Source organism: Flavobacterium araucananum (assembly GCF_002222055.1).
In the GTDB taxonomy this organism is placed as follows: domain Bacteria; phylum Bacteroidota; class Bacteroidia; order Flavobacteriales; family Flavobacteriaceae; genus Flavobacterium; species Flavobacterium araucananum.
Genome location: NZ_MUGS01000051.1, coordinates 40,911 through 65,994, shown reverse-complemented (window position 1 = coordinate 65,994; position 25,084 = coordinate 40,911). Strand labels below are relative to the sequence as shown.

Sequence of the window (25,084 nt, the reverse complement as noted above, 5' to 3'; positions counted from 1 at the left end):
ATCCAATTATAAAGGCCGAGATTTTTTCAAATTATCCAATAAAATCTGATATTTTCTCCCTACAGGAATAACTTCCCCATTAAACATTGTAAGCGATTTAAACGTTACAGCCTTAATTTTGGTAACATTTACTATAAACGAGCGATGTACCTGAACAAAGTTAGTGCTGTCAATTTCTGCGGCAATGCTTGCCAGTGATCCGTAAATAATTGTAGGCGATTTTAGTTTGGTGCTATACAGTTTCATGTAGTTGCCCAGACTTTCGATATACATAATATCTGTTAGAGGTATTTCGGCCATTTGTCCGTTTACGCGATGTGAGAGAACTTTTGTATTTGTATTAGTTTCTTTTTGCAGTATATTACCTGATAAGTAGATTTTGGCTTTTTCGATTGCTTTAGAGAATTTTTCGAACGAGATAGGTTTGAGCAAATAGTCTATTGCATCGTTTTGATAAGCCGAAAGTGCATAGTCAGAGTAGGCCGTGGTAACAATCGTTAAAGGTCTTTTGGGTTGCAATTCCATTAATTCGACACCTGAGATTACAGGCATATTAATATCCAGAAAAATAATGTCGTAGCTATTTTCGTTAAGCATTTTTACAGCTTCCATGCCACTAAAAGCACTTCCGGAATGTTCCAGATTATCAAATTTAGAAATATGTGATGCAAGCGCCTTGTGTGCCGGCGATTCATCGTCTATGATAAGACAGCGGTAGGGAGTTGCCATATTTTTAATTTTACGATAAAGATATTCTTTTCTTTTTTACAGTTCAGTTCATGCCTTAATCCGTAAACTTCAAGACGTCTTTTTAGGTTTTCGATACCAATTCCCGTACTCGAAAGTCGGGAACCTGATTCTAAATAATTGTTCTTGAGTGTAAAAGATAAATTTTGACATTTTACTTTTAAATCAATTACAATAAAAGGTTGTGCAGTTTCTGCCGAGAATTTAACCGCATTTTCGACCAGAGGCAAAAAGAACAAAGGCGGAATATCCATAGTATCAAAATCACCTTCAAAGTTTTGGGTAACCGTAAGACGTTCGTTCTGAAAAGTATAATACTCCGTATATTTTTTGATAAAAGCAATTTCTTCTTCCAGAAAAACATAATCTTTTTTGCTGGCTTCTATCTGATAGCGCAACATATCTGAAAGATTGAGGATTCGATCCGGCAATTTATCAGGATCAGATAATGATTCTCCGTATAGATTATTCATCGCATTCAATAAAAAATGCGGATTGAGCTGTTGTTTTAAAAACGAAAGTTCTGACTTAAAATTAATAATATCCTTATCGGTTTGAGAAACTTTTTTCATGATTCCCAAATGGAGAAAATACAAACAAGTACCATTAAAAATTAAAGATATGATCGATAAAGTTTTCATTTTTCCCAGCCCTGCATATAAAAAATAATCCGTCATTAAGGAGTAAAAGAAAACCCAATAGATGACGAATACCACCCAGAAAACCCGATACTTTTTTTTGAAAAGAAATTTATTGATTATAAACATATTGCTAATGGTTACACCCAAATACATGGGCAGGTAACCCAGACAAATATTTTGCAACAGAATAAAAGAATCTTTTTTATAGTAATTCATTTCGTCATAAATACAAACGAAAATAATCCCGATAACCAGGATATTTACGATGAGGTTCCGGAGAAAAAAGTTTTGATAAATTTTAAGAATCGTCATAACGGCAAAATTAAGGTAATATTATAGTTTTTAGGCCTTTGGTCGCTGGAATTATACAAACGCCATTGGTATAAATGAAACGCCATTGGTATAAAAAAACTATTATAAAAAACACTTGCCCATTACATTTGCTCTGAGTTTTAAACCATCCAAAAACAACTTTAGTCATTCTTCAGAATATGAAATCAAAAATCATTTCGTTAATCGTTGTATTTGCATCTTTGCAAGCCATCGCTCAGGAAAAAGAACCCGGAATGAAAGTTTTGGGTAAGGCATTAGTAGATAAATTCCCTACAACAAGAACTTTTGATGTGCAGTGCGAACAATTAGGACCAACAAATTACGATTCGGAATTGTTTGGAAATAATTCTGAAAGAGGCCGAATCGAAAGTCATAACCGATTTAAAGCGGCTTTTAATCTACCGTTTTATATATCAAAATCTAAAAGACTGGTATTGACAACTTCCCTTAGGTATAAATATGAAAGTTATGATTTTGGTACTACTTATAATTATAGTACCACACAAAATTATACCAGAGGGACAGAAGATTTTCATTATTGGGCTGGAGCGGTGAGTGCCACTTATATGACATCACTTTTTAAAAAACCGGTGATCTACAATGCTACGGTAAGTGCTGACGGGAATGAGGATAATTTTCAGCGGTTAAAAGGATTTGTATCTGCGGTTATAGTGCTTAAAAGAACACCAAGTACTACGATTACAGTAGGTGCTTTGGCTTTGTTAGATCCGTCTTCGATTGTTCCGGTAACGCCACTTTTTACACTGAATCATAAATTTAAAGATTCAAAATGGGATATGGACTTTATATTGCCGCAACGTCTTTTATTTAGAAGAGAATTGTCGGAAAATGGAAGGATTTCGCTTGGAACAGAGTTAAATTCTGAAAGTTTTTACTTAAATTTAAGCACCTCAAATTTAAATGGCATTTACGAACTCAATCAGCTGGAATTAAAATCCGGCATTACTTACGAGTATTGCTTTACGCCCAAGATAATTGCATTTGTAAAAGCCGGTGTCAACAATGTTCTTAGTACACGTGTTACCGAAAAAGGAGAACGTACCAGTCAATATGTATACGACCATAAAGAAGATGCACAGGGATATTTTAGAGTAGGAGTATCATACAATCTTTTTCAACGAAAATAATTCTGAAGCTAAAAAATTAAATAAATAGTTATGGTTGTTGAGGTTTTTAAAACGAATGTCCAGAAAGAATCAGATAAAAATTATGTCATAGCCGTAATTCAGACCCATTTTCCGGACTATAAGATTAATTTTGATTTAGAAGACTGCGATAAAATATTACGAATCGAAGGTGTTGATCTGCAATGTGATAATATTATCGATTACGTTAATTGTCTTGGATATATCTGTATTAGGTTAGATTAATTGTTTTTGCCTGTTATACGGTTTTTGACCTCTGCTGCGGTTTAATATTAAATAAAAAACAGGTATAAATACGTAGCTGTATTTTGCCGGTTTATAAATACTTTTGTGCGATAATTTCTTTAGAAAATTAAGTTATGATAAGCGTTATTCTTTCTCTTCTGCTTTTGTTTTTAAAGCTGTTTACATAACAGCTTAAATTTACTATTGCCTTTTATTGCTTTTTCAGGATCTAAAAGAGTGACGCTCTTTTTGGGCATTATTTTCTACATTTGCAGTCTATGAAAAAAGCACTCCATCTCTTTGATTTTACTCAAAAAGTCAATTATAAAAATGAAATTTTAGCAGGTTTAACCGTTGCTATGACGATGATTCCTGAATCGTTGTCTTTTGCTATTTTAGCAGGATTTCCGCCTTTGGTAGGTTTGTATGCTGCTTTTATTGCCGGTTTGGTTACTGCAATTTTTGGAGGAAGACCCGGAATGATTTCAGGCGGAGCAGGAGCGACCGTTATTGTTTTAATTGCCTTAATGAAATCGCACGGTATAGAATACGTTTTTGCTGCCGTCGCATTAGGAGGTATAGTTCAAATTTGTATTGGACTCTTTAAACTCGGAAAATTTATCCGGTTAGTTCCGCAACCCGTTATGTTTGGTTTCGTAAACGGATTGGCAGTCGTTATTTTTATGTCGCAGCTGGAGCAATTTAAAACCGTTGTTAATGGGCAGGTTTCATGGTTGCAAGGCACACCTTTGTATATCATGCTGGGTTTGGTTGCATTAACGGTAAGTATTGTTTTGCTTTTTCCGAAGCTTACAAAAGCAGTTCCCGCTTCGTTGGTAGCAATTATGGTCGTTTTTGCAATTGTAATAATCTTTAATATTGAAACCAAAACGGTCCAAGATATCGCTTCTGTTCAAGGAGGATTTCCTCCATTTCACATTCCTGAAATTCCGTTTTCCTTTGAGACTTTCAAAATCATATTTCCATATTCTGTAATTGTTGCTGCTGTGGGTTTAACTGAAGGTTTGCTGACATTAAACCTTGTCGATGAGATTACAGGAACCCGAGGAAACAGCAATCGCGAATGTATCGCGCAAGGAAGTTCTAATATATTAAATGGTTTCTTTTTCGGGATGGGTGGTTGTCCCATGATTGCCCAAACATTGGTAAATCTTGGTGCCGGATCAAGAGCCCGACTTTCCGGGATCATTGCAGCATTAACTATTTTACTAATCATACTTTTTGGAGCGCCTGTAATTGGCAAATTGCCAATGGCAGCTTTGGTAGGTGTGATGATGATGGTTGCCCTTACAACTTTTGAGTGGGCTAGTTTCAGAGTGATCAACAAAATGCCAAAACATGATATTTTTGTGGGTATATTGGTTGCTGTGATTACTATTTTGCTTCACAATCTTGCTTTGGCAGTTTTAATAGGTGTCATCATTTCGGCACTTGTATTTGCATGGGAAAGCGCCAAAAGAATCCGTGCAAAACATTTTATTGACGAAACAGGAGTAAAACATTATCAGATTTATGGTCCTTTGTTTTTTGGTTCGATAGCTGCTTTTTTTGAAAAATTTGATGTTACAAATGATCCGGATCACGTAATTATTGATTTTAAAGAAAGCCGTGTTGCTGATATGTCGGCGATTGAAGCGCTGAATAATTTGACTAAAAAATACAATCAGCTCCATAAAGTAGTCGAACTACAACATTTAAGCCCCGATTGTATCAAATTGCTTAAAAATGCCGAAGCGGTAATAAAAGTAAATGTAATCGAAGATCCTACGTATAAAGTGGTGTCTTAAAATTAGAAAATGTGCCAATTTGTAAATTAGACCATTAGATAATTTTGAATTCGAATATAAGTTAAATCCTGATTTTCTATAAAGATGCAGTGTGCCTGCGTGGGATATTCACATTAGGTATTATAATATTTGCTAGAGATGCGTTGTGTCAATAATGATTTCATTTTCTAATTGACAAATTATCTAATTGAACAAAGATTGATTTTTGTAACTTTGTCAAATGAAACTAACAGAAACCCTCGAAGATTTTTATACCGTAAAAATAAAAGGAATGCCTGAGAATCTGCAAAAAGAAATCGGACATTTTAATGTTTTTAAACTCGATGATTATATTGGTAGTACTTGTAATCCTTTGCCTTATACCCGAAAAGACTTTTATAAAGTAAGTTTGATCATTGGTAAAAACAAAGTTCATTATGCAGATAAAGTTGTTTCGATCGAAGATCAGGCTTTGTTTTTTGCAAATCCACAAATTCCGTACAGCTGGGAACATATTGATGAAAATCAAACCGGGTTTTTCTGCATTTTTACAGATGCTTTTTTTAGTCAGTTTGGCAATTTAAAAGAGTATCCTTTATTCCAGCCCGGCGGGAATCCTATTGTTCCGGTTTCAACAGAATTGGCTGAAGTTTTAAAAAAGGTGTATTTAAAAATGTTTGATGAAATCAATTCTGATTATGCTTTTAAATACGATGTGCTTCGGAATCTGGTTTTTGAAATTATTCATCTGGCACTAAAAACGCAAACGGTAACTGCTTCATTATACAGTAAATCGAATGCTACAATCCGGATTTCGTCATTGTTTCTGGAGTTACTGGAACGTCAGTTTCCAATAGAGTCAATCTCACAACAAATTAATTTTCGATCGCCATCAGAATTTGCAAATCAGCTCAATGTACATGTCAATCATTTGAATAAAGCTTTAAAAGAAACTACCGGAAAAACAACTTCGCAAATTATATCCGAAAGAATTGTTCAGGAAGCGATGATTTTACTCAAACAAACCAATTGGAATATTAATGAGATTGCATGGTGTTTAGGTTTCGAAGAATTGTCTCATTTTATTAATTTCTTCAAAAAGACTACTCAGGTTTCCCCTAAAACATATCGTGTGACTGAAATTATTTGATTTTCGTAACTTCTTGTTTGATTACTTTAATTTTTTAGAAGTACTTCGCCAATACCTTTGTCCTGTAATTAAAATGTAAAAATTTAAAATCATGGAAAATAACAAAGTTTGGTTTATCACAGGTGCCTCAAAAGGACTAGGATTAGAATTAGCTAAAAAATTATTGGCAGAAGGTTACAAAGTGGCTGCAACATCAAGAAGCGAAGAAGCATTAATAAAAGTACTTGGAGATCCATCGGAAAATTTTCTTCCTCTTGAAATGGATTTGGTTGACGAGAAAAGTGTCAAAAATGCAATTGAAGTAGCGGTAAGTTATTTTAAAACAATTGATGTATTGGTAAACAATGCAGGTTATGGATTACTGGGTGCGTTGGAGGAATTAACCGATGCTGAATCGAGAAAAAATTATGAGGTAAATGTTTTTGGCTTATTAAATGTAATCAGAAATACGATTCCTTATATGCGTGCCAACCAATCTGGCCAAATTTTTAATATTTCGTCTGTTGGCGGGTATTCCGGAAATTTTCCGGGCTGGGGAATTTATTGCTCTACCAAATTTGCGGTTGCAGGTTTGACAGAATCATTAGCGGCAGAAATAAAACCATTTGGAATCAATGCAACAATTGTTTATCCGGGTTATTTCAGGACTGATTTCTTAAAAGACAGCTCATTATTATTGCCACAAAATCTAATTGCAGATTACAAAGAAGTGAGACAATCTGAAAGTGCACACAAAGACGATATCAATCAGAATCAGCCTGGAGATCCTGAAAAATTAGCAACAGCATTAATCAAAATGAGTCACGAAAAAAATCCTCCGTTGCATTTATTTCTGGGAGAAGATGCTTATAATATGGCCAACCAAAAAATCGAAAGTGTACAAAAAGATTTAGAAAACTGGAAAGCCGTTTCTGTTTCGACCGGATTCTAGTCAGATAAGGAGATAATGTGTCTATTAGATAATTTTGAAATTCGATTATTAAAGTGAATTCTAATTTGAATAGTTTCCAGCTTTAACTGGAGGAATAAATACAAAGCTATGAAAGGCTTTAGCCAAACTTAAAGTTCGGCTAAAGCCTTTTCTGGTTGTATAATTATCTAATTATCAAATTTGTAAATTTTCTAATTACTTCACCAACATCGATTTTACTTCGCTGAATTTTCCATCGACTTCGTCAATTTGTAATCCTAGAATATGAGCAATTAAAGGATAAACCGAAACATTTTGAAAAGAACCTACTTTTTTATCCACTTTAAAAGCCGGACCTTTTGCATAAAAAATAGCCTGCATATCTTTTGTTCTATTATCATAACCGTGTGTTCCGCCATTTGTATTTTGGTTCTTGTCCTTGGCTAAACTATATCCTTTTTGAGTTTCAATAACAAAATCATGAACTCTTGGGTTGGTGCCGTAATGCAATCTTTTTGGGACTTCGCCGGATTTCCAGAACTTGATATGGGGTACTTTTTTTAAAGCTTTTGCAATAGAATCCTGATAGCCCGGTTTTGCCTGAAGGCTCATAATAGGGTTAATAACCTCTTTATAGCCCAGCCATTCCGGTTTTAGATAATCTAAGATGATTACTTTTTTTTCATTGCTGATATCAGTCATTCCGTGATCTGAAACAATAATCAGATTAATTTGCTTTCCAATAGCCAGGTGATCTAGTTTTTGGGATAATTCTCCCATAATCGAATCCATTTTGATTACCATTTTTTTGTTTTGCGCAGATAGCGGACCAAATTCATGGCCTGTATGGTCTGGTTCATCAAAATATAAAGTAATTAAATGTGGGCGCTGTTTTTCAGGAAGCTGTAGCCAATGTAAGACTGTATCTATTCTGGTTTCGTATGGAATTTTATTGTCATAGTTTTTATAATAACCAGGTCTTCTTTTATCCAGATCTGATCCGGGCCAGAAAAAAGAAGCCGCTTTTACGCCTTGTTGTTCGGCTACATTCCAAATTGGATTTTCCCCATAAAATCTTGAATCATTTTTTGTATCCAATGATAGCGAGAATAATGCGTTTAGCCCGGCATCATAAAAAGCATTATTGATGATCCCGTGATGATCAGCATATAGACCTGTTACAATCGAATAGTGATTCGGGAAAGTTTTACTTGGATAAGACGGTCGCATTGATTTTGCATGAACGCCTTCTTTTGCTATTCTCTTTAGATTCTGGAGATTAAATTGTTTGGCATAATCCCAACGAAATCCATCCATAGAAACTAGAACGACATAGGTGTCTTTATTAGATTGAGAATAGGAAATAATGCTAAGAAGTAAGAAGGTAAAAAGTAATAGGTGAGTTGTGAATTTTCTCATTTTGCAATTTTAATAGAACTGCAAATTTACTTATAAACGATTTTTTAATGAAAAAGAGAATGTTAAACAATCTTAAATAAAAGAAGTTTGCCACGAATTTCACGAATTTTCACGAATGCTTTATATGAGAAGAGTTTGCCACAGATTAAAAGGATTAAAAGGATTAAATAGATTAATCTGTGAAAACCTTTTTAGTTTGTGACTAAAAAAATATTCGTAAAGATTAGAAAAAATAATTCGTGAAATTCGTGGCGAAAAAATCTTTTTAATCTGTGAAATCTGTGGCAAAAAAAACGCCAGATCAAATCTGGCGTTTATAAGTAAGAAGTTAAGAACGATTACATCATTCCCGGCATACCGCCACCCATTGGCATTCCGCCAGCGTTTTCTTCTTTAATATCAATTAATGCACATTCTGTAGTAAGGATCATTCCGGCAACAGATGCAGCATTTTCTAACGCTACACGAGTCACTTTTTTAGGATCGATAATTCCGGCTTTTAGCATGTCTACATATTCATCAGTTTTGGCATTGTAACCAAAATCACCAGAACCTTCACCCACTTTTGCTACAACTACAGAACCTTCAAGACCTGCATTTTCAACAATAGTTCTTAATGGAGATTCAACAGCACGAGAAACAATCTGAATTCCGGTTGCTTCGTCAGCATTATCAGCTTTAATTCCTGCTAATGCAGCTTTTGCTCTTAATAAAGCAACACCACCACCAGCAACAATTCCTTCTTCAACAGCAGCACGAGTAGCGTGTAAAGCATCATCAACTCTGTCTTTTTTCTCTTTCATTTCAACTTCAGATGCAGCACCAACATAAAGAACAGCAACACCACCAGCTAATTTAGCCAAACGCTCTTGCAATTTTTCTTTATCATAATCAGAGGTAGTAGCTTCCATCTGACCTTTAATTTGGTTTACTCTGTTTTTGATAATATCAGCTTCACCTGCACCACTTACAATTGTAGTGTTGTCTTTATCGATCGAAACTCTTTTTGCAGTTCCTAACATTTCGATAGTAGTGTTTTCTAAGGTATAACCTCTTTCTTCAGAAATTACAGTTCCACCAGTTAAGATTGCGATATCTTCTAGCATTGCTTTTCTTCTGTCTCCAAAACCAGGAGCTTTTACAGCAGCAATTTTAAGAGCACCTCTTAATTTGTTTACTACAAGAGTCGAAAGAGCTTCTCCGTCAACGTCTTCAGCAATAATCAATAATGGTTTTCCTGATTGAGCAACTGGCTCTAAAACAGGTAATAACTCTTTTAAAGAAGATACTTTTTTGTCGTATAATAAGATATATGGAGAGTCTAATTCAACTTCCATTTTTTCTGGATTTGTTACGAAATAAGGAGAAAGATATCCTCTGTCGAATTGCATTCCTTCAACAACATCTACAAAAGTGTCCGTTCCTTTAGCTTCTTCAACAGTAATAACTCCTTCTTTACCTACTTTTGCAAAAGCAGTAGCGATTAGTTTTCCAATCACTTCGTCGTTATTTGCAGAGATAGAAGCAATTTGTTTGATTTTGTCAGAATCACTTCCAACAACTTTAGCTTGTTTTGCAAGGTCAGCAACGATAGCTTCAACAGCTTTATCGATACCACGTTTCAAGTCCATTGGATTTGCACCTGCAGCAACGTTTTTCAAACCTTCTTTTACGATTGCCTGAGCTAAAACTGTAGCCGTTGTAGTTCCGTCACCCGCTAAATCATTAGTTTTAGAAGCTACTTCTTTAACCATTTGCGCGCCCATGTTTTCTAATGGGTCTTTTAATTCGATTTCTTTTGCAACAGAAACACCATCTTTAGTAACAGTTGGTCCACCAAATGATTTACCAATAATTACATTACGACCTTTTGGTCCTAAAGTTACTTTTACAGCATTTGCTAATGCATCAACACCACGTTTTAATCCGTCACGTGCTTCAATATCAAATTTTATATCTTTTGCCATTTTTTTATTTTTTGTTTAAAGTTTGAGTTGTTTCAGGTTTCCCTGATACTTAATTCTTGAGACCTATGTTTTTTTAGATAATCGCTAAGATATCATCTTCGCGCATAATCAAATAATCAGTTCCTTCAAGTTTTAATTCTGTTCCTGCATATTTGCCATATAGAACAGTATCGCCAACTTTTACGGTCATAGTGTGATCTTTAGAACCATTTCCTACTGCAACAACAGTTCCTTTTTGTGGTTTTTCTTTGGCAGTATCTGGAATAAAAATCCCTGACGCAGTTTTAGTCTCAGCTGCAACAGGCTCAATAAGTACGCGGTCTGAAAGCGGTTTAATGTTTAAAGTCATGATTTTATATTATTAATAGTTTATACTTTTTTTATGTTCAAAGAACTTTCAGAAATTGTGCCATGCTCTTAAAACTGACATTATTTCCTAAAAAAAATGCCAGCTTTGACAGGCTGGCATTTTATATTTATTTCAAAATTATTATTTCGCTGCTGGAGTTGCCGGAGCAGGTGTTTGTTGAACAGGAGCAGCTGGCGTATTTGCAGGAGCTTCAGTTTTTTCGATAATTTTAGAATCAGTATCACTTAATGATCCTGTAAAGCTTAGGCTTGAAAGCAAGATTAAAGCAATCAAAATAGTAGCTAATGTCCAGGTACTTTTATCTAAAAAGTCTGTTGTTTTTTGTACTCCACCTAACATTTGAGTTCCACTAATAGTAGACGACAATCCGCCTCCTTTAGGGTTTTGAACCATAATTACTACGATCAATAGAAAACATACTATTGTGATTAAAACTAAAAAAATTGAAAATGTGCTCATTGCTTAATTATTATTGTTATTTTGTTGTAAAATCTTTATATCCGAAATACGGTCTGCAAAGAAACTAATTTTTTCTGGATATTTCAAAATTAATATTTCATATGCTTGTATTGCTTTTGTATATTTTTTTTGTTCTAAATATACTCTTGCCAAAGTCTCTGTCATTAAATACGAATTGTCCTCTTTGTTAAGGTCAAATTGCACTGCCGGAATTATCGCAGTTTGCTTGATGGGAGAGATTTTTGGGTTTGTTTCGATAAATTTATCGATTATTTCTGCTTTTTTCTTTTTGTCTTCGTCAACGATTTCAATCTCAGCTACCGGTTCAGCGTTATGTTCTGTTTGTTTTGCTTCTTCGGGACCTTCCTCGGTTCTGTCAATAGGTTCTGTTCTGGATAATTGCAGCCATTCCTGGAAAGAATGTTTTTCATTAAAAGAAAAATCCAACGGTTTTCCTATTTCCAGATTTTCTTCGGCAACTTTTACAATTTCCGGAATTTCAACTTCTTGAGGTTCCTCGCTTATTTTTGGTTCTTCAAAAACTACAGTTGTGGCTTCTTTTATAGAGTTTAATATAGATTGCTCGATAGGATCAACCCTTACCTCTGGAATTTCATCGTCGACTATTTCTTCAAAGAAGGCTAAAGTTGCTTTTTTAACAGCAATTACAACACGTTCTTCGGCGATTGGCTCCTCTTTTGTCTCTTCGATTTTTACAGGTTCTTCAAGAATAGCGGGTGTAATTTCTTCTACAGGAGTTACAACAGGTTCCTCGGCAATTGCCTCAATCTGTTGCTCTTCAATTTTCGCAGGTTCTTCAAGAACAGCTGGTGTAATTTCTTCTACAGGAGTTACAACAGGTTCCTCGGCAATTGCCTCAATCTGTTGTTCTTCGATTTTTGCAGGTTCATCAAAAACAGCTGGTGTAATTTCTTCTACAGGAGCTAAAACAGGTTCATCGGCAATTGTCTCAATTTGTGGTTCCTCGATTTTTACGGGTTCTTCAAAAGTTGTTGTTGTAACTTCTTTAAAAGAATCTAAAATAGAGGACTCAATAATTGGCTCAATTTTTTGTTCTTCAGTTTTTACAGGTTCCTCAAAAGTAGTTGTTGTAACTTCTTTAAAAGAATCTAAAATAGAGGACTCAATAATTGGCTCAATTTTTTGTTCTTCAATTTTTGCAGGTTCTTCAAAAACAATATTTGTTGCTTCTATAATAGAGTTTAAAATAGATTCTTCGGCAATTGATTTGATTTTTGATTCTTCTGTTTTTGCAGGTTCTTGAAAAGTAGTTGGTGTAACTTCTTTAAAGGTATCTAAAATAGATTGCTCTGTAATTATTTCAATTTTAGGTTCTTCTGTTTTTACAGGTTCCTGAAAAGTAGTTGGTGTAACTTCTTTAAAAGTATCTAAAATAGATTGCTCCGTAATTGTTTCAATTTTAGGTTCTTCTATTTTTTTTACCGTTTCTTCAAAAGTTACGTTTGTCGCTTCTCTTATAGAATTCAGAATCGATTGTTCAATTGGATCAATTCGTACTTCGGGTGTTTTTTTGAAGTCCTGAATAGAAACAATTTCGCTGTCAAAAACGTTAATTTCTAAAAGATCTTTCAGTTTTTGATCGTAATATTCGTTTTGTATAGAAGTAAAACTTTCAGAAGTAATAAAATCAAACAAAACGGCGCGATCACCCGTGTGAGCTGCTGTAACTTTTAGAGCATAATTATACTTAAAACTGTTTTGACTGTAAAGACCTTTTAATCGCAATGCCCGCGCACTTTGAAAATACGGAAATTCATTCAAAACACTTCCTAATGCATCCGCTTGCTTTTCTGTAATCGCATCGGGTTTATTCATTAAGTAGGTATAATCAGTTACATTCATTTCTTATTTTTTTGTTTAATCGTTATTTTTGTTTATTTGTTTAATCGAAAATTTGTTTAATCGTTTTTATCGATTGAACGACTCAACGATTTGCCGATTAAACAAAAAAACTACCATTTGGCTAAAGAATCATTAAAAATATCCTGCGTGATTCTTTCGAAAATAGTCTGAAGTGCTGTATTTAAAATGGCACCCGTTGGTAATCCTGTTCCTGGAAAATCATAATAAAATTCGAATGTTTTCTCAAAATTATCAGTTTCTTTCTTTTTGTTTGTAAACCTGACATTAATACGAATCGTCAATCGGTTTTGAGCAGCTTGCTGATCTGCAGTTGCCGTCATTGGAGTTGTTCTGTAGTCTACAATCTCTCCTTCATAAACTAAGTCGCCACTATTGCTAACTAAGTTTAGATTGGTTTGATTCTGAATTAAATCTTGTAAGGCTAATGTAAACGTTCTGTCAATTCCAGGTTCGATCAAATCGGCATTATTCTGAAAAAAGTTAACCTGAAAAGTTTTAGCGTCAATTTTTCCAGTTCCTGTAAAGTTATAGACAGAGCAACCACTTAACATAAAGAGGCTCATTAAGGCAAGCAAAGAATATATTTTTTTCATAAAATCAGTTGTAGTAATAAATTTCAAATTCTAATTCCTGACAATTGCAGGTCTTTTGAAATCGAAACTTCATTTTTTTTCAAATATAGCAATTAGGATTTTTCTATTTAAAGGTCAAATTGTTTAATTTTTCGATATAAAGTACGTTCCGAAATGCCTAATTCGTCGGCAGCAGCTTTTCGTTTTCCTTTGTTTTTTTCTAATGATTTTTTAATCATTTCGATTTCTTTTTGTTCTAAACGCAAAACTTCTTCCTCTTCGATTGTTTCTGCAAACAAATAATTATCATCTTGCATCTGGTAGTTGTCTTCGCGCGTTGTTGGCGTCATGACAGCTGTTCTTGGTTCTTCTTCAAAGTCTATTTCGCTTTCGTTTTCTTGCGAGCCATATATTTTCTGAATCAAATTAGGATTAATGTCCTGTACTTTTGAGGTACCATTTTTCATCAATTCTAAGGTAAGTTTCTTCAAATCATTCAGATCACTTTTCATATCAAAAAGCACTTTGTACAAGATATCTCTTTCAGTGCTAAAATCATTTTCTTTTTTCTTATCGCTAATTACAGAAGGTAAATTGGTTCCTTCAGTAGGTAAATACGATTGTAAGGTTGCCAGTGTAATATCACGATTGGTTTCCAGAACGGAGATTTGTTCCGCTACATTTCGCAACTGACGAATGTTTCCGTTCCATCTGAATTTTTGCAAAAGCACTACTGCATCATCGTCTAACTTTAACGGTGGCATTTTGTATTTATGCGCAAAATCAGCTACAAATTTTCTAAACAATAAATGGATGTCTTCGTTTCTTTCGCGCAACGGTGGCAAAGTAATTTCGACAGTAGTTAAACGATAGTATAAATCCTCACGGAATTTTCCTTTTTCAATGGCATTGAACAAGTTTACGTTTGTTGCGGCTACGATTCTTACATTGGTTTTTTGAACCTGAGAAGAACCTACTTTTATAAACTCACCATTTTCAAGCACACGAAGCAAGCGAACCTGGGTTGTTAAGGGCAATTCGCCCACTTCATCCAGAAATATAGTTCCACCATCGGCTACTTCAAAATAACCTTCACGCGTACTGGTAGCACCTGTAAAAGCGCCTTTTTCGTGACCAAAAAGCTCACTGTCAATGGTTCCTTCCGGAATTGCACCACAGTTTACAGCAATATATTTACCATGCTTTCTGTGCGAAAGCGAATGAATAATTCTTGGAATATTTTCTTTACCAACACCACTTTCTCCCGTTACCATTACTGATATATCAGTAGGAGCAACCTGAATGGCTTTTTCGATGGCGCGATTTAATTTCGGATCATTTCCAATAATTTCAAATCGCTGTTTTATTGCTTGAACTGTTTCCATTTATATATCTTAATCTTTTGCCACGAATTTCACTAATTTTCACAAATTTTATTAAATCGGGCTAATGAATAACTCTTTTATGTTGTAGTGACTTTTTATTAAAGTTAATAATAATTCCCAAATCACTATTAGATAGTTTTAAATAATTAATCGTTTGAGCTGTATGCTCATCTACAATGTCTTTTGATGCTTTTATTTCTAAAATAATTTCATCGTAAATAACAAAATCAGCATAGAATTTATGTGCTAAAACAATGTCTTTGTATTGAATGTTATATTCTTTTTCACGTTCAAAAGGAATATTATGTTTTTTAAATTCATATTCTAATGCATCTTTATAAACAATTTCAAGAAGTCCTCCACCAAGTATTCTGTGGATTTCCATACAAATGCCTACAATTTTATAATATTCATCTTTTCTATATAATTCCATAATTGCTTTTTTTTAAAGCAAACTTATCGATTTATAAAGTATTTGAAGGAAAATTAGTTCAAATTAGTGAAATTCGTGGCAAAAAAAAACTCTAATTCATTTCAGAATACCCTACCGCTTCACCTTTTAAAGTTCCGCTGGTGCAACTTGTGATTTTTACGTTTACAAAATCTCCAATTTTATAATTTTCTTTCGGGAAAACTACTGTGATACTTTGTGAGTTTCTTCCTGAGAATTCCTCGGTTGATTTTTTAGACACTTTTTCGACTAAAACTTCAACAATTTGTCCCACGAATTCCTCACTGCGGAACCAGGCGTGTTTTTGTTGCAAATCGACAATTTCCTGCAATCTTCTGGCTTTCGTTTCTTCGGCAACATCATCTTCCATTTTTCTTCCCGCCAAAGTTCCCGGACGCTCAGAATATGAATACATATAACCAAAATTATATTTTACATATTCCATTAAGCTCATTGTATCCTGATGATCTTGTTCAGTTTCTGTAGGGAATCCGGCGATCATATCTTGCGAAATCGAAGCATTTGGTATAATTGTTCTGATTTTATCAATCAGGGTCATATATTCTTCACGAGTGTGCAAACGATTCATTTCTTTCAAAATTCTGTTACTTCCGGATTGTACGGGTAAGTGAATGTGTTTGCAAATATTAGGATGTTTTGCAATAACATGTAAAACACTTTCATGCATATCCTGCGGATTAGAAGTCGAAAACCGAATACGCATTTTAGGAAAACCAACAGCAACCATTTCAAGCAATTGATCAAAATCAACTGCTGTAGCTTTTTGCATATCAGAAGCGTTTACAAAATCTTTTTTCAAACCACCACCGTACCAAAGGTAACTGTCTACGTTTTGACCTAAAAGTGTAATCTCCTTAAAGCCTTTGTCCCACAAATCCTGAATTTCTTTTATGATACTTTGAGGTTCACGACTACGCTCACGACCACGAGTAAATGGTACTACGCAAAAAGTACACATATTATCGCAACCACGAGTTATCGAAACCAGCGCCGTAATCCCATTACTCATCAAACGAACCGGCGAAATATCTCCGTATGTTTCCTCTTTTGATAAAACAACATTTATGGCATCACGACCGTCTTCTACTTCTGCCAGTAAATTAGGCAAATCTTTGTAAGCATCAGGTCCAACAACAAGATCGACTATTTTTTCTTCTTCCAAAAACTGACTTTTCAAACGCTCGGCCATACAGCCCAAAACGCCCACTTTCATTTTTGGGTTAATACGTTTTACCGCATTATATTTTTCCAGACGTTTGCGAATAGTTTGTTCTGCCTTATCTCGAATCGAGCAGGTATTTACAAGAACTAAATCGGCATCTTCAAGAGTTTGGGTAGTATTGTATCCGTTTATCGATAAGATTGAAGCTACGATTTCACTATCAGAAAAATTCATTGCACAACCGTAACTTTCGATAAAAAGTTTTTTAGTATTCTCAGGTTTATTTTCCAAGACAAGACTTTCGCCCTGCTTGCTTTCTTCAATAATCTTTTCCATTGTATAATTTCAAAGTGCAAAGATAATGTAAATGCGGTCAATGTGACAAGATGGCAGAGAAAAGATTTCAGAATTTAGAGTTAAGATTTTAGAGTGTTGCTTAAGGATTGCTGATTTTAGATTTTGCTTATTGGGATGCTTAATAAAAAAAGTATTTACTCTTTTTGCAGATATTCGATGGCAATGTAAAATACGGAATCAAAATCTAAAATACTTTTCCTAATAATTTAGTCTGGAGCTACTGGTGGTAAAAAAGAACATTTTAGGGTCATAAACCTTTAAAAGTTATACCTATATATATAATAGGTAGCAATACAGATAAATCTGCAATTTTAAGAAACATAATATTAAAATACCTCAAAAATGAATTAGCAAGGTTAATATTTAAAAAAAATAGATACTTTTGTTGCAGAAAAATAGAGCAATGGCAAAGAATTTAGTAATAGTGGAGTCACCTGCAAAGGCGAAAACGATAGAGAAATTTCTGGGAAGTGATTTTCAAGTAGAGTCGAGTTACGGACATATAGCAGACTTACCATCAAAGGAAATAGGAGTAGATGTAGAGAATGGCTTTAAACCTAAATACGAAGTTTCTCCAGATAAAAAAGCCTTGGTAAGCAAATTGAAAACACTATCTAAGAATGCCGAAATGGTTTGGTTAGCAAGTGATGAGGACCGCGAGGGTGAGGCCATTTCCTGGCATCTGGCGGAAGAACTAAAACTAGATATAAAAAAAACCAAGCGAATTGTTTTTCACGAAATTACAAAGTCTGCGATTCTTAAAGCAATCGAAAACCCAAGAGAAATTGATTATAATTTAGTAAACGCACAACAAGCACGTCGTGTTTTAGACCGTTTAGTAGGGTATGAGTTGTCTCCGGTTTTATGGAGAAAAATTAAAGGCGGACTTTCTGCCGGTCGTGTACAATCCGTTTCGGTTCGTTTAATTGTAGAGAGAGAGAGCGAAATTCAGAATTTTAATGCAGTTGCGACTTACTCAATCGTAGCAGAATTTGTAAATGAGGCTGGAAAAACTTTCAAAGCCAAATTACCAAAGAACTTCAATACTAAAAAAGAAGCCGAAGATTTTTTAAATAAAAATATCGGATCACAATATAAGGTAGCCGATTTAGAAACTAAACCTACCAAAAAATCTCCAACAGCACCTTTTACAACTTCGACCTTGCAACAAGAGGCAGCAAGAAAATTGTATTTGCCAGTTGGGATCACCATGCAACTGGCACAACGTTTATACGAAGCCGGACTTATTACTTATATGAGAACGGATAGTGTAAATCTTTCTAAAGATGCTATGGATGCTGCTGAAGCGGAAATTATAAAATCATACGGTGCAGCATTCTCGAAACCAAGAGTTTTTGCCAATAAAAGTAAAGGAGCACAAGAGGCGCACGAAGCAATTCGTCCTACTGATATGTCGCGTCATACTGTAAATATAGATCGTGATCAGGCTCGTTTGTATGATTTGATCTGGAAAAGAACATTGGCATCTCAAATGAGTGATGCACAATTAGAAAGAACAAACGTAAAAATTGAAGCCAATAATCACAGCGAAATTTTTACTGCTTCCGGAGAAGTTTTACTTTTTGAAGGTTTCCTGAAAGTATATTTAGAAGGTCATGATGATGATGAGGAAGAACAAGAAGGAATGTTGCCTGCCTTGAAAGTAAACGAAAAATTAGTTAACAATTATATTATAGCAACCGAAAGATATTCAAGACCGCCTGCAAGATATACGGAAGCTTCGTTGGTAAAAAAACTAGAAGAATTAGGTATTGGACGTCCGTCTACGTATGCACCAACTATTTCGACAATTATCAACAGAAATTATGTTGAAAAAGGAACTCTTGAAGGACAGGAACGTAATTATACACAACTTACTTTGCAAGCAAGTAAAGTAGGAGAGAAGTTGCTTAAAGAAAATACAGGTTCAGACAAAGGGAAATTAGTACCTACAGATATTGGCACAATTGTGACGGATTTCTTAGTAAAGAACTTCGGAAACATCCTTGATTATAACTTTACTGCAAAAGTAGAACAGGATTTTGATGAGATTGCCGAAGGAAATATCGACTGGGCAGTAATGATGCAGGAATTCTACAATAAATTTCATCCAAATGTAAAAGAGGTTGAGGCAAATGCAGAACGTGAAAGCGGAGAAAGAATTCTTGGTAAGGATGCTGACGGAAGACAGGTTTCTGTTCGTTTAGGAAAATTTGGTCCAATGGCTCAAATTGGAGAAGCGGATGATGAAGACAAGAAGTTTGCAAGTTTAATGTCTGATCAGAATATTGGAAACATTACGCTTGAAGAAGCATTGAATTTGTTTTTATTGCCTAAAAACTTAGGAGAATATAAAGGAGAAGAAGTAGAGGTTAGTAATGGTCGTTATGGTCCTTATGTACGTCACGGAAGTGTTTTTATTTCTTTGCCAAAAGGAGAAGATCCGTTAAGCCTTTCTAAAGAAAGAGCAGAAGAGTTAATTGATGAAAAAGCAATCGCAGATGCACCAATTGCAGTTTACAAAGGCGAAGGTGTTCAAAAAGGTGTAGGACGTTTTGGTCCGTTTATCAAATGGAACGGTATTTTTATCAATGTAAGTAAAAAATACAATTTTGATAATCTGTCACAACAAGAAGTTGAAGAACTAATTGAAGATAAATTACAGAAAAATATAGATAAAGTGCTTCACAATTGGGAAGACGAAGGAATTTTGGTTGAGAAAGCTCGTTGGGGTCGCTCTGTTATTACAAAAGGTAAGATCAAAATTGAATTAAGTAAAGATGTTGATGCAACAAAATTAACATTGGCCGAAGTTCAGGAAATGATTGCCAAAAAAACACCGGCAAAAAAGACACCAGCAAAAAAAGCAACAACCGCTAAAAAAGCTCCAGCTAAAAAACCAGCTGCTAAAAAGAAGTAATAAATGGAATTTGATTTTCTAGAACCAGTTAATGACGGAATTTTAAAATTCATTAGTTCATTGTCTTCGCAGGAATTGGGTAGTAAAATTGTTTTGCATACTCAGGATCAGTTTCCTGATATTAGCAAAATTACAATTGCAATAATTGGCGTTTTAGAAGATCGTCGCAATAGCAGTGTGATTAATGAGGTTAACTTAAATGCAGTTCGTAAAAAATTATATGGCATGTTTCCGGGTAACTGGGATGCTTCTATTGCAGATTTAGGAGATATTCTTCCGGGAGATTCTGTAGAGGATACTTACTTTGCTTTAAAAAAGGTAACGTCTGCCTTAATTAAGAACAAAGTTATTCCTATAGTTCTGGGAGGTTCGCAGGATTTGACCTATGCATTATATCGTGCTTATGACGATTTGGAACAAATGGTTAATATGGTTGCTGTAGATAATAAGTTTGATTTTGGTAAAGAAAACGAAACAGTTTCGGCTAATTCTTACCTTACTAAAATTATTATAGACGAGCCTAATAATTTGTTTAATTATTGTAATATAGGATATCAAACCTATTACAATTCGCAGGAAGAGATAGATCTGATCGAGAAATTATTCTTTGATGCGTATCGTTTGGGTGAGATTTCGAATAAAATTGCATTGGCAGAGCCTGTTTTTAGAGATGCAGATTTGGTAAGTATCGATTTAAATTCAATAAAGTCATCAGCATCTGCTAATATGGTTTCTTTTGAACCAAATGGTTTTAACGGAAAAGAAATATGCTCATTGGCGAGATATGCCGGAATTAGTGATAAAGTTTCTTGTTTAGGGGTTTTTAATCATAATAGTACGACACCGGAATCTGGAATTATTGCGCAGATTGTGTGGTATTTTATAGAAGGTTATCATTATCGATCAAAAGAATACCCGTTTGGTAGTCGGGCAACGTATTTAAAATATATTGTTCCGCTTGAAGAAGAGGAATTAATTTTCTATAAAAGTGACAAAACGGATCGTTGGTGGATCGAAATTCCATCTGAATCAAATGGTCACAATAAATTGAAAAGAAATACGTTATTACCGTGTTCATATGACGAATATTTGAGCGCTTGTAACCAAGAATTGCCAGAAAGGTGGTGGAAAGCACAGCGAAAAAATGCTTTATAGCCCAAAATTTTAGCCAAAATCATAATTTTTTAAAATTTCAAAAAAATAGTTAAATAATATTAGTAAGAAAATAAATATAAACTATAAATTTTAACGTTTTACGTCGATTTTTTGTGTTAGTTTATCGATCAAATATTTTTTTTTTATTTTATTTAACATTATTTTTGAACGGTAAAATAAATTTCGCAACTAGTATTGTTTTTTAGATAAATAATAAATACGTTTACGGACTTATAATAATGAATAGATAATCCCAAATTTATATGAAGAAGTTTATTGCATTTGCAGCAATGTTAACACTGGTAATTGGCTGTGGTAAGTCAGGAGACAAAGGAGAGTTAGTTGGTGTTACAGGAGGGAAATGGCATCCTGAAAAACCATATGGAATGACATTGGTTCCTGGTGGATCTTTTATTATGGGTAAATCAGATGCTGATTTAGCTAATGTGGAGGATGCTCCGACTAAAACAGTAACGGTTCGTTCCTTTTATATGGATGAAACAGAGATTACAAACAGTGAGTACCGTCAATTTGTAGAGTGGGTAAAAGATTCTACAATGAGAGTTCGTCTGGCTATTTTGGCTGACGAAACAGGACAAAAACCTACTGGTGATAAAGGTAAAAAAGGTGGTAGTATTTCAGACTATGCATTTAATGATTCAGAGCCGGACAAAATGACCGCTTATGACAAATATATGTATGATAACTACTATAGTGTAGGGACAAAAGATGATCCTTATGCTGGAAGAAAACTAAACAAAAAAGTTAAGTTAGTAAAAGATACAAAAGCATATCCGGATGAGTATTATGCTGAAGTAATGGATTCTATGTATTTGCCAATTGAAGAATCATATAATGGTTTAAGAACAATTGATGTAAATAAATTGAAATTCCGTTATTCCTGGATGGATATTCAGGCTGCTGCAAAAGCTAAAGTAGGAAAAAGAAAAGATTTCGTAAAAACAGAGCAAGTTAGTGTTTATCCTGATACGACTGTTTGGATCAAAGATTTTGCTTACTCTTATAATGAGCCAATGCACAATGATTATTTCTGGCACAAAGCTTATGGAGATTATCCTGTAGTTGGTGTTACCTGGAAACAAGCTAAAGCATTTTGTGCCTGGAGAACATTAAATAAAAACAGCTATATCAAGTCTAAGAAAAAAGGACGTGATTTAGTAAATGCATTCAGATTGCCAACAGAGGCAGAATGGGAGTATGCTGCAAGAGGTGGTCTGGAATCAGCTACTTATCCTTGGGGTGGTCCTTATACTAAAAGTGACAGAGGTTGTTTCTTAGCAAACTTTAAACCAAGCAGAGGAGATTATGCTGCAGATGAGGCTTTGTATACAGTTGAAGCTAAGTCATACGAAGTAAATGGTTACGGATTGTATAATATGGCAGGAAACGTTTCAGAGTGGACAGATTCAGCTTATAATCCAAATGCATATGAGTATGTTTCTACAATGAATCCAAACGTGATTGATGGAAACAACCAAAGAAAAGTTGTTCGTGGAGGATCTTGGAAAGATGTTGCTTATTTCCTACAAGTAAGTACTCGTGATCACGAATATGCAGATTCTGCTAGAAGTTATATTGGTTTCAGAACTGTACAAGATTACATGGGAACTCAAACAACAGGAAGCGGAAAAAAGAAAAGTAAGTTATAATTAAATTCAAATAACCAAATCAAATCTATTTTAAATTAAAACCTAAAAAAAAGTATTATGGCATTATTAAGTAAAAAAGCAATGAATTTCGCTTATGGTATGGGAGCGGCAGTAGTAATCGTTGGAGCTCTATTCAAAATTACTCACTTTGAGATTGGACCATTAACAGGAACTGTGATGTTATCAGTTGGTTTGTTAACTGAAGCGTTAATCTTTGCACTTTCTGCTTTTGAACCAGTTGAAGATGAACTGGATTGGACTCTTGTTTACCCAGAATTAGCTAACGGTCAAGCTAGAAAAAAAGCGGATAAAGTTGAAGCTCCATCTGATGCCCAAGGTTTATTATCTCAAAAATTAGATGTAATGTTGAAAGAAGCTAAAATTGACGGTGAGTTAATGTCAAGCTTAGGAAACAGCATCAAAAATTTCGAAGGAGCTGCAAAAGCAATTTCTCCAACAGTAGATTCTATTGCAGGACAAAAGAAATATGCTGAAGAAATGTCTCTTGCTGCTGCGCAAATGGAATCATTAAACAGCTTGTACAAAGTACAATTAGAAAGTGCTTCAAGAAACGCACAAGCAAACAGCGAAATTGCTGAAAATGCTTCTAAATTAAAAGAGCAAATGCAATCTATGACTGCAAACATTGCTTCTTTAAACAGTGTTTACGGTGGTATGCTTTCTGCAATGAGTAACAAAGGATAATTAGTTTTTGACTATTATATTAAATTTATTAATAAAGAACTAATTATAAAAAAATGGCAGGAGGAAAATTAACCCCTAGACAGAAGATGATTAACCTGATGTATCTGGTTTTCATCGCAATGTTAGCAATGAACGTATCAAAAGAAGTAATATCTGCTTTTGGTTTGATGAATGAAAAATTCGAAGCAGCAAACACTTCTTCAGTTACAACTAACGAAGGATTATTAACATCTTTAGATCAAAAAGCTGCTGAAGCAAAAGGTGAGTTTATTATTGCTGCATCTACTGCTCATAAAGTAGAAACAATCTCGAAAGAATTTTACGATTATATTGGGACTTTAAAAGCGCAATCTATCAAAGGATTTGAAGTAGAAAAAGAAACTGGAAAGTTACCTTATGAGTCTATGGACAGAGGTGATAACATCGACGACTGGTTTACAGGAGACGGTTACACTAAAAAAGGTAATGAAATTATCTCGAAAATCGAGAAATACAAAGCAGATCTTAAAGCTGCTTTAGGAACAGATAAAAAATACGCAAGTATTATCTCTGAGGTTGACAAAAAATTTGATGTTTCTGACGTAAAAAACAAAGAAGGTATAAAAGAAAAATACTTAGCTTATCACTTTAAAGGTTTTCCTGCAATTGCATCGGCTGCTAAACTTTCGGCTTGGCAAAATGACGTAAAGAAAGCAGAAACTGATGTTTACAACAGTGCTTTAGGAAAAGCGGCAGTTGCTGCTGCATCTTACAGTAACTACCAGGCGATTGTTGTTTTGGATAAAAATGCTTATTTCCAGGGAGAAAAAGTAACTGGTAAAGTAGTTTTAGGTCGTTATGACGAAAACACAAAACCAACTTCTTTTGATGGTCCGGGACAAATTGTAAACGGACAAGCTGTTATCTCTTTAACTGCTGGTGGTGTAGGTGAACAAAATATTAATGGTCAGTTTACTTTCTTAGAAGACGGTAAAAACATTCCACTTAAATTTAAAGGAACTTACGTTGTAGTACCAAGACCAAACTCTGCTACAATTTCTGCAGATAAAATGAATGTTGTTTATAGAGGTGTTGTTAACCCAATCTCTGTATCATTTGCTGGTGTTGATGCTAACAAAATTGCTGCAAGTGCTCCAGGATTAGTTTCTGCGGGTAAACCAGGAAAATATAACATGAGCCCGGGTTCAGGTACTGAAGCTACAATTTCTGTAACTGGTACATTGCCAAACGGAGATAAAGTTACAGATAAGAAAACATTTAGAATTAAAGGTATTCCTGGACCAACAGGTACAATTAGAGGTGAGATGGGTGTTGTTAAAGGACCTAAATCTAACTTAGAGATTGCTACTATTGGTGCTAAATTACTTGATTTTGATTTTGAAGTTGGTTTAGATGTTGTTGGATTTAATTTAAAAATTGCAGGACAACCTACAGTTGTTGTTTCTGGAAACAAATTGAATGCACAATGTAAAACGATACTTTCAAGAGCTGGAAAAGGGGACCAGGTTACTATTTCTGAAATTAAAACTAAACTTGTTGGAGCTGGTAGTTATTTATTGCCAAGAACTGCTCCGGTAATTTACGAAATACAATAATAAAAGTAGTTA

21 protein-coding genes are annotated in these 25,084 nt (G+C 34.5%); 10 read left to right on the top strand and 11 right to left on the bottom strand.

Annotation, left to right across the window (positions count from 1 at the left end; genetic code table 11):
* Nucleotides 1–6: 6 nt before the first annotated feature.
* Both B0A64_RS19465 and B0A64_RS19460 read right to left on the bottom strand, forming a co-directional pair.
* Nucleotides 7–729, bottom strand: coding sequence for a LytR/AlgR family response regulator transcription factor (locus tag B0A64_RS19465; protein WP_089481157.1), 723 nt, complete (start codon nt 727–729; stop codon nt 7–9).
* Nucleotides 699–1,700, bottom strand: coding sequence for a sensor histidine kinase (locus B0A64_RS19460; protein WP_089481156.1), 1,002 nt, complete (start codon nt 1,698–1,700; stop codon nt 699–701). Before B0A64_RS19460 ends, B0A64_RS19465 begins: the two co-directional genes overlap by 31 nt.
* A 179-nt stretch (nt 1,701–1,879) precedes the next feature.
* On the opposite strand from B0A64_RS19460, the gene B0A64_RS19455 reads away from it, so the two are divergent.
* From B0A64_RS19455 to B0A64_RS19435, 5 genes are all read left to right on the top strand, one after another.
* The gene (locus B0A64_RS19455; protein WP_089481155.1) at nt 1,880–2,869 is read left to right on the top strand and encodes a DUF6268 family outer membrane beta-barrel protein; all 990 of its coding nucleotides are present in this window, start codon (nt 1,880–1,882) and stop codon (nt 2,867–2,869) included.
* Nucleotides 2,870–2,899: 30 nt separating this feature from the next.
* Nucleotides 2,900–3,112, top strand: coding sequence for a hypothetical protein (locus B0A64_RS19450; RefSeq protein WP_089481154.1), 213 nt, complete (start codon nt 2,900–2,902; stop codon nt 3,110–3,112).
* A gap of 278 nt (nt 3,113–3,390) precedes the next feature.
* Nucleotides 3,391–4,920: a SulP family inorganic anion transporter gene (locus tag B0A64_RS19445; RefSeq protein ID WP_089481153.1), complete on the top strand. Its 1,530-nt coding sequence runs from the start codon at nt 3,391–3,393 to the stop codon at nt 4,918–4,920.
* 220 nt (nt 4,921–5,140) lie between these two features.
* Complete coding sequence (locus B0A64_RS19440; protein ID WP_089481152.1) at nt 5,141–6,049, top strand: helix-turn-helix domain-containing protein; 909 nt, start codon at nt 5,141–5,143, stop codon at nt 6,047–6,049.
* 91 nt (nt 6,050–6,140) lie between these two features.
* Nucleotides 6,141–6,980: an oxidoreductase gene (locus B0A64_RS19435; protein ID WP_089481151.1), complete on the top strand. Its 840-nt coding sequence runs from the start codon at nt 6,141–6,143 to the stop codon at nt 6,978–6,980.
* Nucleotides 6,981–7,175: 195 nt separating this feature from the next.
* On the opposite strand, the gene B0A64_RS19430 is transcribed toward B0A64_RS19435, so the two are convergent.
* The 9 genes from B0A64_RS19430 to miaB form a co-directional block, all read right to left on the bottom strand.
* Nucleotides 7,176–8,378, bottom strand: a complete 1,203-nt coding sequence (locus B0A64_RS19430; protein ID WP_089481150.1) for an alkaline phosphatase family protein — start codon at nt 8,376–8,378, stop codon at nt 7,176–7,178.
* Nucleotides 8,379–8,716: 338 nt separating this feature from the next.
* A complete protein-coding gene (gene groL / locus B0A64_RS19425; RefSeq protein ID WP_089481149.1) occupies nt 8,717–10,345 on the bottom strand; it encodes a chaperonin GroEL in 1,629 nt (542 codons plus the stop codon).
* A gap of 73 nt (nt 10,346–10,418) precedes the next feature.
* Complete coding sequence (locus tag B0A64_RS19420; RefSeq protein WP_007806577.1) at nt 10,419–10,694, bottom strand: co-chaperone GroES; 276 nt, start codon at nt 10,692–10,694, stop codon at nt 10,419–10,421.
* 141 nt (nt 10,695–10,835) lie between these two features.
* Nucleotides 10,836–11,174 carry a preprotein translocase subunit SecG gene (secG, locus tag B0A64_RS19415; RefSeq protein ID WP_041517492.1) on the bottom strand — a complete coding sequence of 113 codons (339 nt, stop codon included), beginning with the start codon at nt 11,172–11,174 and terminating at the stop codon, nt 10,836–10,838.
* A 3-nt stretch (nt 11,175–11,177) separates the two neighbouring features.
* The gene (locus B0A64_RS19410; RefSeq protein WP_089481148.1) at nt 11,178–13,058 is read right to left on the bottom strand and encodes a tetratricopeptide repeat protein; all 1,881 of its coding nucleotides are present in this window, start codon (nt 13,056–13,058) and stop codon (nt 11,178–11,180) included.
* Nucleotides 13,059–13,168: 110 nt separating this feature from the next.
* A complete protein-coding gene (locus B0A64_RS19405) occupies nt 13,169–13,672 on the bottom strand; it encodes an LptE family protein (protein ID WP_089481147.1) in 504 nt (167 codons plus the stop codon).
* 107 nt (nt 13,673–13,779) lie between these two features.
* Entirely contained in the window at nt 13,780–15,036 is a 1,257-nt protein-coding gene (locus tag B0A64_RS19400; protein ID WP_089481146.1) for a sigma-54 interaction domain-containing protein, read from the bottom strand.
* 61 nt (nt 15,037–15,097) lie between these two features.
* On the bottom strand, nt 15,098–15,469 hold the full coding sequence (locus B0A64_RS19395; protein ID WP_089481145.1) for a GxxExxY protein: 372 nt from the start codon (nt 15,467–15,469) through the stop codon (nt 15,098–15,100).
* A gap of 91 nt (nt 15,470–15,560) precedes the next feature.
* On the bottom strand, nt 15,561–17,006 hold the full coding sequence (miaB, locus tag B0A64_RS19390) for a tRNA (N6-isopentenyl adenosine(37)-C2)-methylthiotransferase MiaB (RefSeq protein ID WP_089481144.1): 1,446 nt from the start codon (nt 17,004–17,006) through the stop codon (nt 15,561–15,563).
* A 424-nt stretch (nt 17,007–17,430) separates the two neighbouring features.
* On the opposite strand from miaB, the gene topA reads away from it, so the two are divergent.
* From topA to porM, 5 genes are all read left to right on the top strand, one after another.
* Nucleotides 17,431–19,947 (top strand): type I DNA topoisomerase, encoded by a 2,517-nt coding sequence (gene topA / locus B0A64_RS19385; RefSeq protein WP_089481143.1) that lies wholly within the window; start codon nt 17,431–17,433, stop codon nt 19,945–19,947.
* A 3-nt stretch (nt 19,948–19,950) separates the two neighbouring features.
* The gene (locus B0A64_RS19380) at nt 19,951–21,102 is read left to right on the top strand and encodes a formimidoylglutamase (protein ID WP_089481142.1); all 1,152 of its coding nucleotides are present in this window, start codon (nt 19,951–19,953) and stop codon (nt 21,100–21,102) included.
* A gap of 263 nt (nt 21,103–21,365) precedes the next feature.
* On the top strand, nt 21,366–22,772 hold the full coding sequence (gene porK / locus B0A64_RS19375) for a T9SS ring complex lipoprotein PorK/GldK (RefSeq protein ID WP_089481141.1): 1,407 nt from the start codon (nt 21,366–21,368) through the stop codon (nt 22,770–22,772).
* A gap of 57 nt (nt 22,773–22,829) precedes the next feature.
* On the top strand, nt 22,830–23,477 hold the full coding sequence (gene porL / locus B0A64_RS19370) for a type IX secretion system motor protein PorL/GldL (protein WP_089481140.1): 648 nt from the start codon (nt 22,830–22,832) through the stop codon (nt 23,475–23,477).
* 53 nt (nt 23,478–23,530) lie between these two features.
* On the top strand, nt 23,531–25,072 hold the full coding sequence (porM, locus tag B0A64_RS19365) for a type IX secretion system motor protein PorM/GldM (RefSeq protein WP_089481139.1): 1,542 nt from the start codon (nt 23,531–23,533) through the stop codon (nt 25,070–25,072).
* Nucleotides 25,073–25,084: the final 12 nt, after the last annotated feature.

Excerpts from the sequence above, each read along its gene's own strand:
- B0A64_RS19380 (WP_089481142.1), top strand. The coding sequence starts at position 19,951 with ATGGAATTTGATTTTCTAGAACCAGTTAATGACGGAATTTTAAAATTC.
- B0A64_RS19420 (WP_007806577.1), bottom strand. The coding sequence starts at position 10,694 with ATGACTTTAAACATTAAACCGCTTTCAGACCGCGTACTTATTGAGCCT.
- B0A64_RS19465 (WP_089481157.1), bottom strand. The coding sequence starts at position 729 with ATGGCAACTCCCTACCGCTGTCTTATCATAGACGATGAATCGCCGGCA.
- B0A64_RS19445 (WP_089481153.1), top strand. The coding sequence starts at position 3,391 with ATGAAAAAAGCACTCCATCTCTTTGATTTTACTCAAAAAGTCAATTAT.
- B0A64_RS19450 (WP_089481154.1), top strand. The coding sequence starts at position 2,900 with ATGGTTGTTGAGGTTTTTAAAACGAATGTCCAGAAAGAATCAGATAAA.
- topA (WP_089481143.1), top strand. The coding sequence starts at position 17,431 with ATGGCAAAGAATTTAGTAATAGTGGAGTCACCTGCAAAGGCGAAAACG.
- B0A64_RS19400 (WP_089481146.1), bottom strand. The coding sequence starts at position 15,036 with ATGGAAACAGTTCAAGCAATAAAACAGCGATTTGAAATTATTGGAAAT.
- B0A64_RS19440 (WP_089481152.1), top strand. The coding sequence starts at position 5,141 with ATGAAACTAACAGAAACCCTCGAAGATTTTTATACCGTAAAAATAAAA.
- B0A64_RS19460 (WP_089481156.1), bottom strand. The coding sequence starts at position 1,700 with ATGACGATTCTTAAAATTTATCAAAACTTTTTTCTCCGGAACCTCATC.
- B0A64_RS19410 (WP_089481148.1), bottom strand. The coding sequence starts at position 13,058 with ATGAATGTAACTGATTATACCTACTTAATGAATAAACCCGATGCGATT.
- miaB (WP_089481144.1), bottom strand. The coding sequence starts at position 17,006 with ATGGAAAAGATTATTGAAGAAAGCAAGCAGGGCGAAAGTCTTGTCTTG.
- B0A64_RS19405 (WP_089481147.1), bottom strand. The coding sequence starts at position 13,672 with ATGAAAAAAATATATTCTTTGCTTGCCTTAATGAGCCTCTTTATGTTA.
- porK (WP_089481141.1), top strand. The coding sequence starts at position 21,366 with ATGAAGAAGTTTATTGCATTTGCAGCAATGTTAACACTGGTAATTGGC.
- B0A64_RS19395 (WP_089481145.1), bottom strand. The coding sequence starts at position 15,469 with ATGGAATTATATAGAAAAGATGAATATTATAAAATTGTAGGCATTTGT.
- groL (WP_089481149.1), bottom strand. The coding sequence starts at position 10,345 with ATGGCAAAAGATATAAAATTTGATATTGAAGCACGTGACGGATTAAAA.
- B0A64_RS19430 (WP_089481150.1), bottom strand. The coding sequence starts at position 8,378 with ATGAGAAAATTCACAACTCACCTATTACTTTTTACCTTCTTACTTCTT.
- porM (WP_089481139.1), top strand. The coding sequence starts at position 23,531 with ATGGCAGGAGGAAAATTAACCCCTAGACAGAAGATGATTAACCTGATG.
- porL (WP_089481140.1), top strand. The coding sequence starts at position 22,830 with ATGGCATTATTAAGTAAAAAAGCAATGAATTTCGCTTATGGTATGGGA.
- B0A64_RS19435 (WP_089481151.1), top strand. The coding sequence starts at position 6,141 with ATGGAAAATAACAAAGTTTGGTTTATCACAGGTGCCTCAAAAGGACTA.
- B0A64_RS19455 (WP_089481155.1), top strand. The coding sequence starts at position 1,880 with ATGAAATCAAAAATCATTTCGTTAATCGTTGTATTTGCATCTTTGCAA.
- secG (WP_041517492.1), bottom strand. The coding sequence starts at position 11,174 with ATGAGCACATTTTCAATTTTTTTAGTTTTAATCACAATAGTATGTTTT.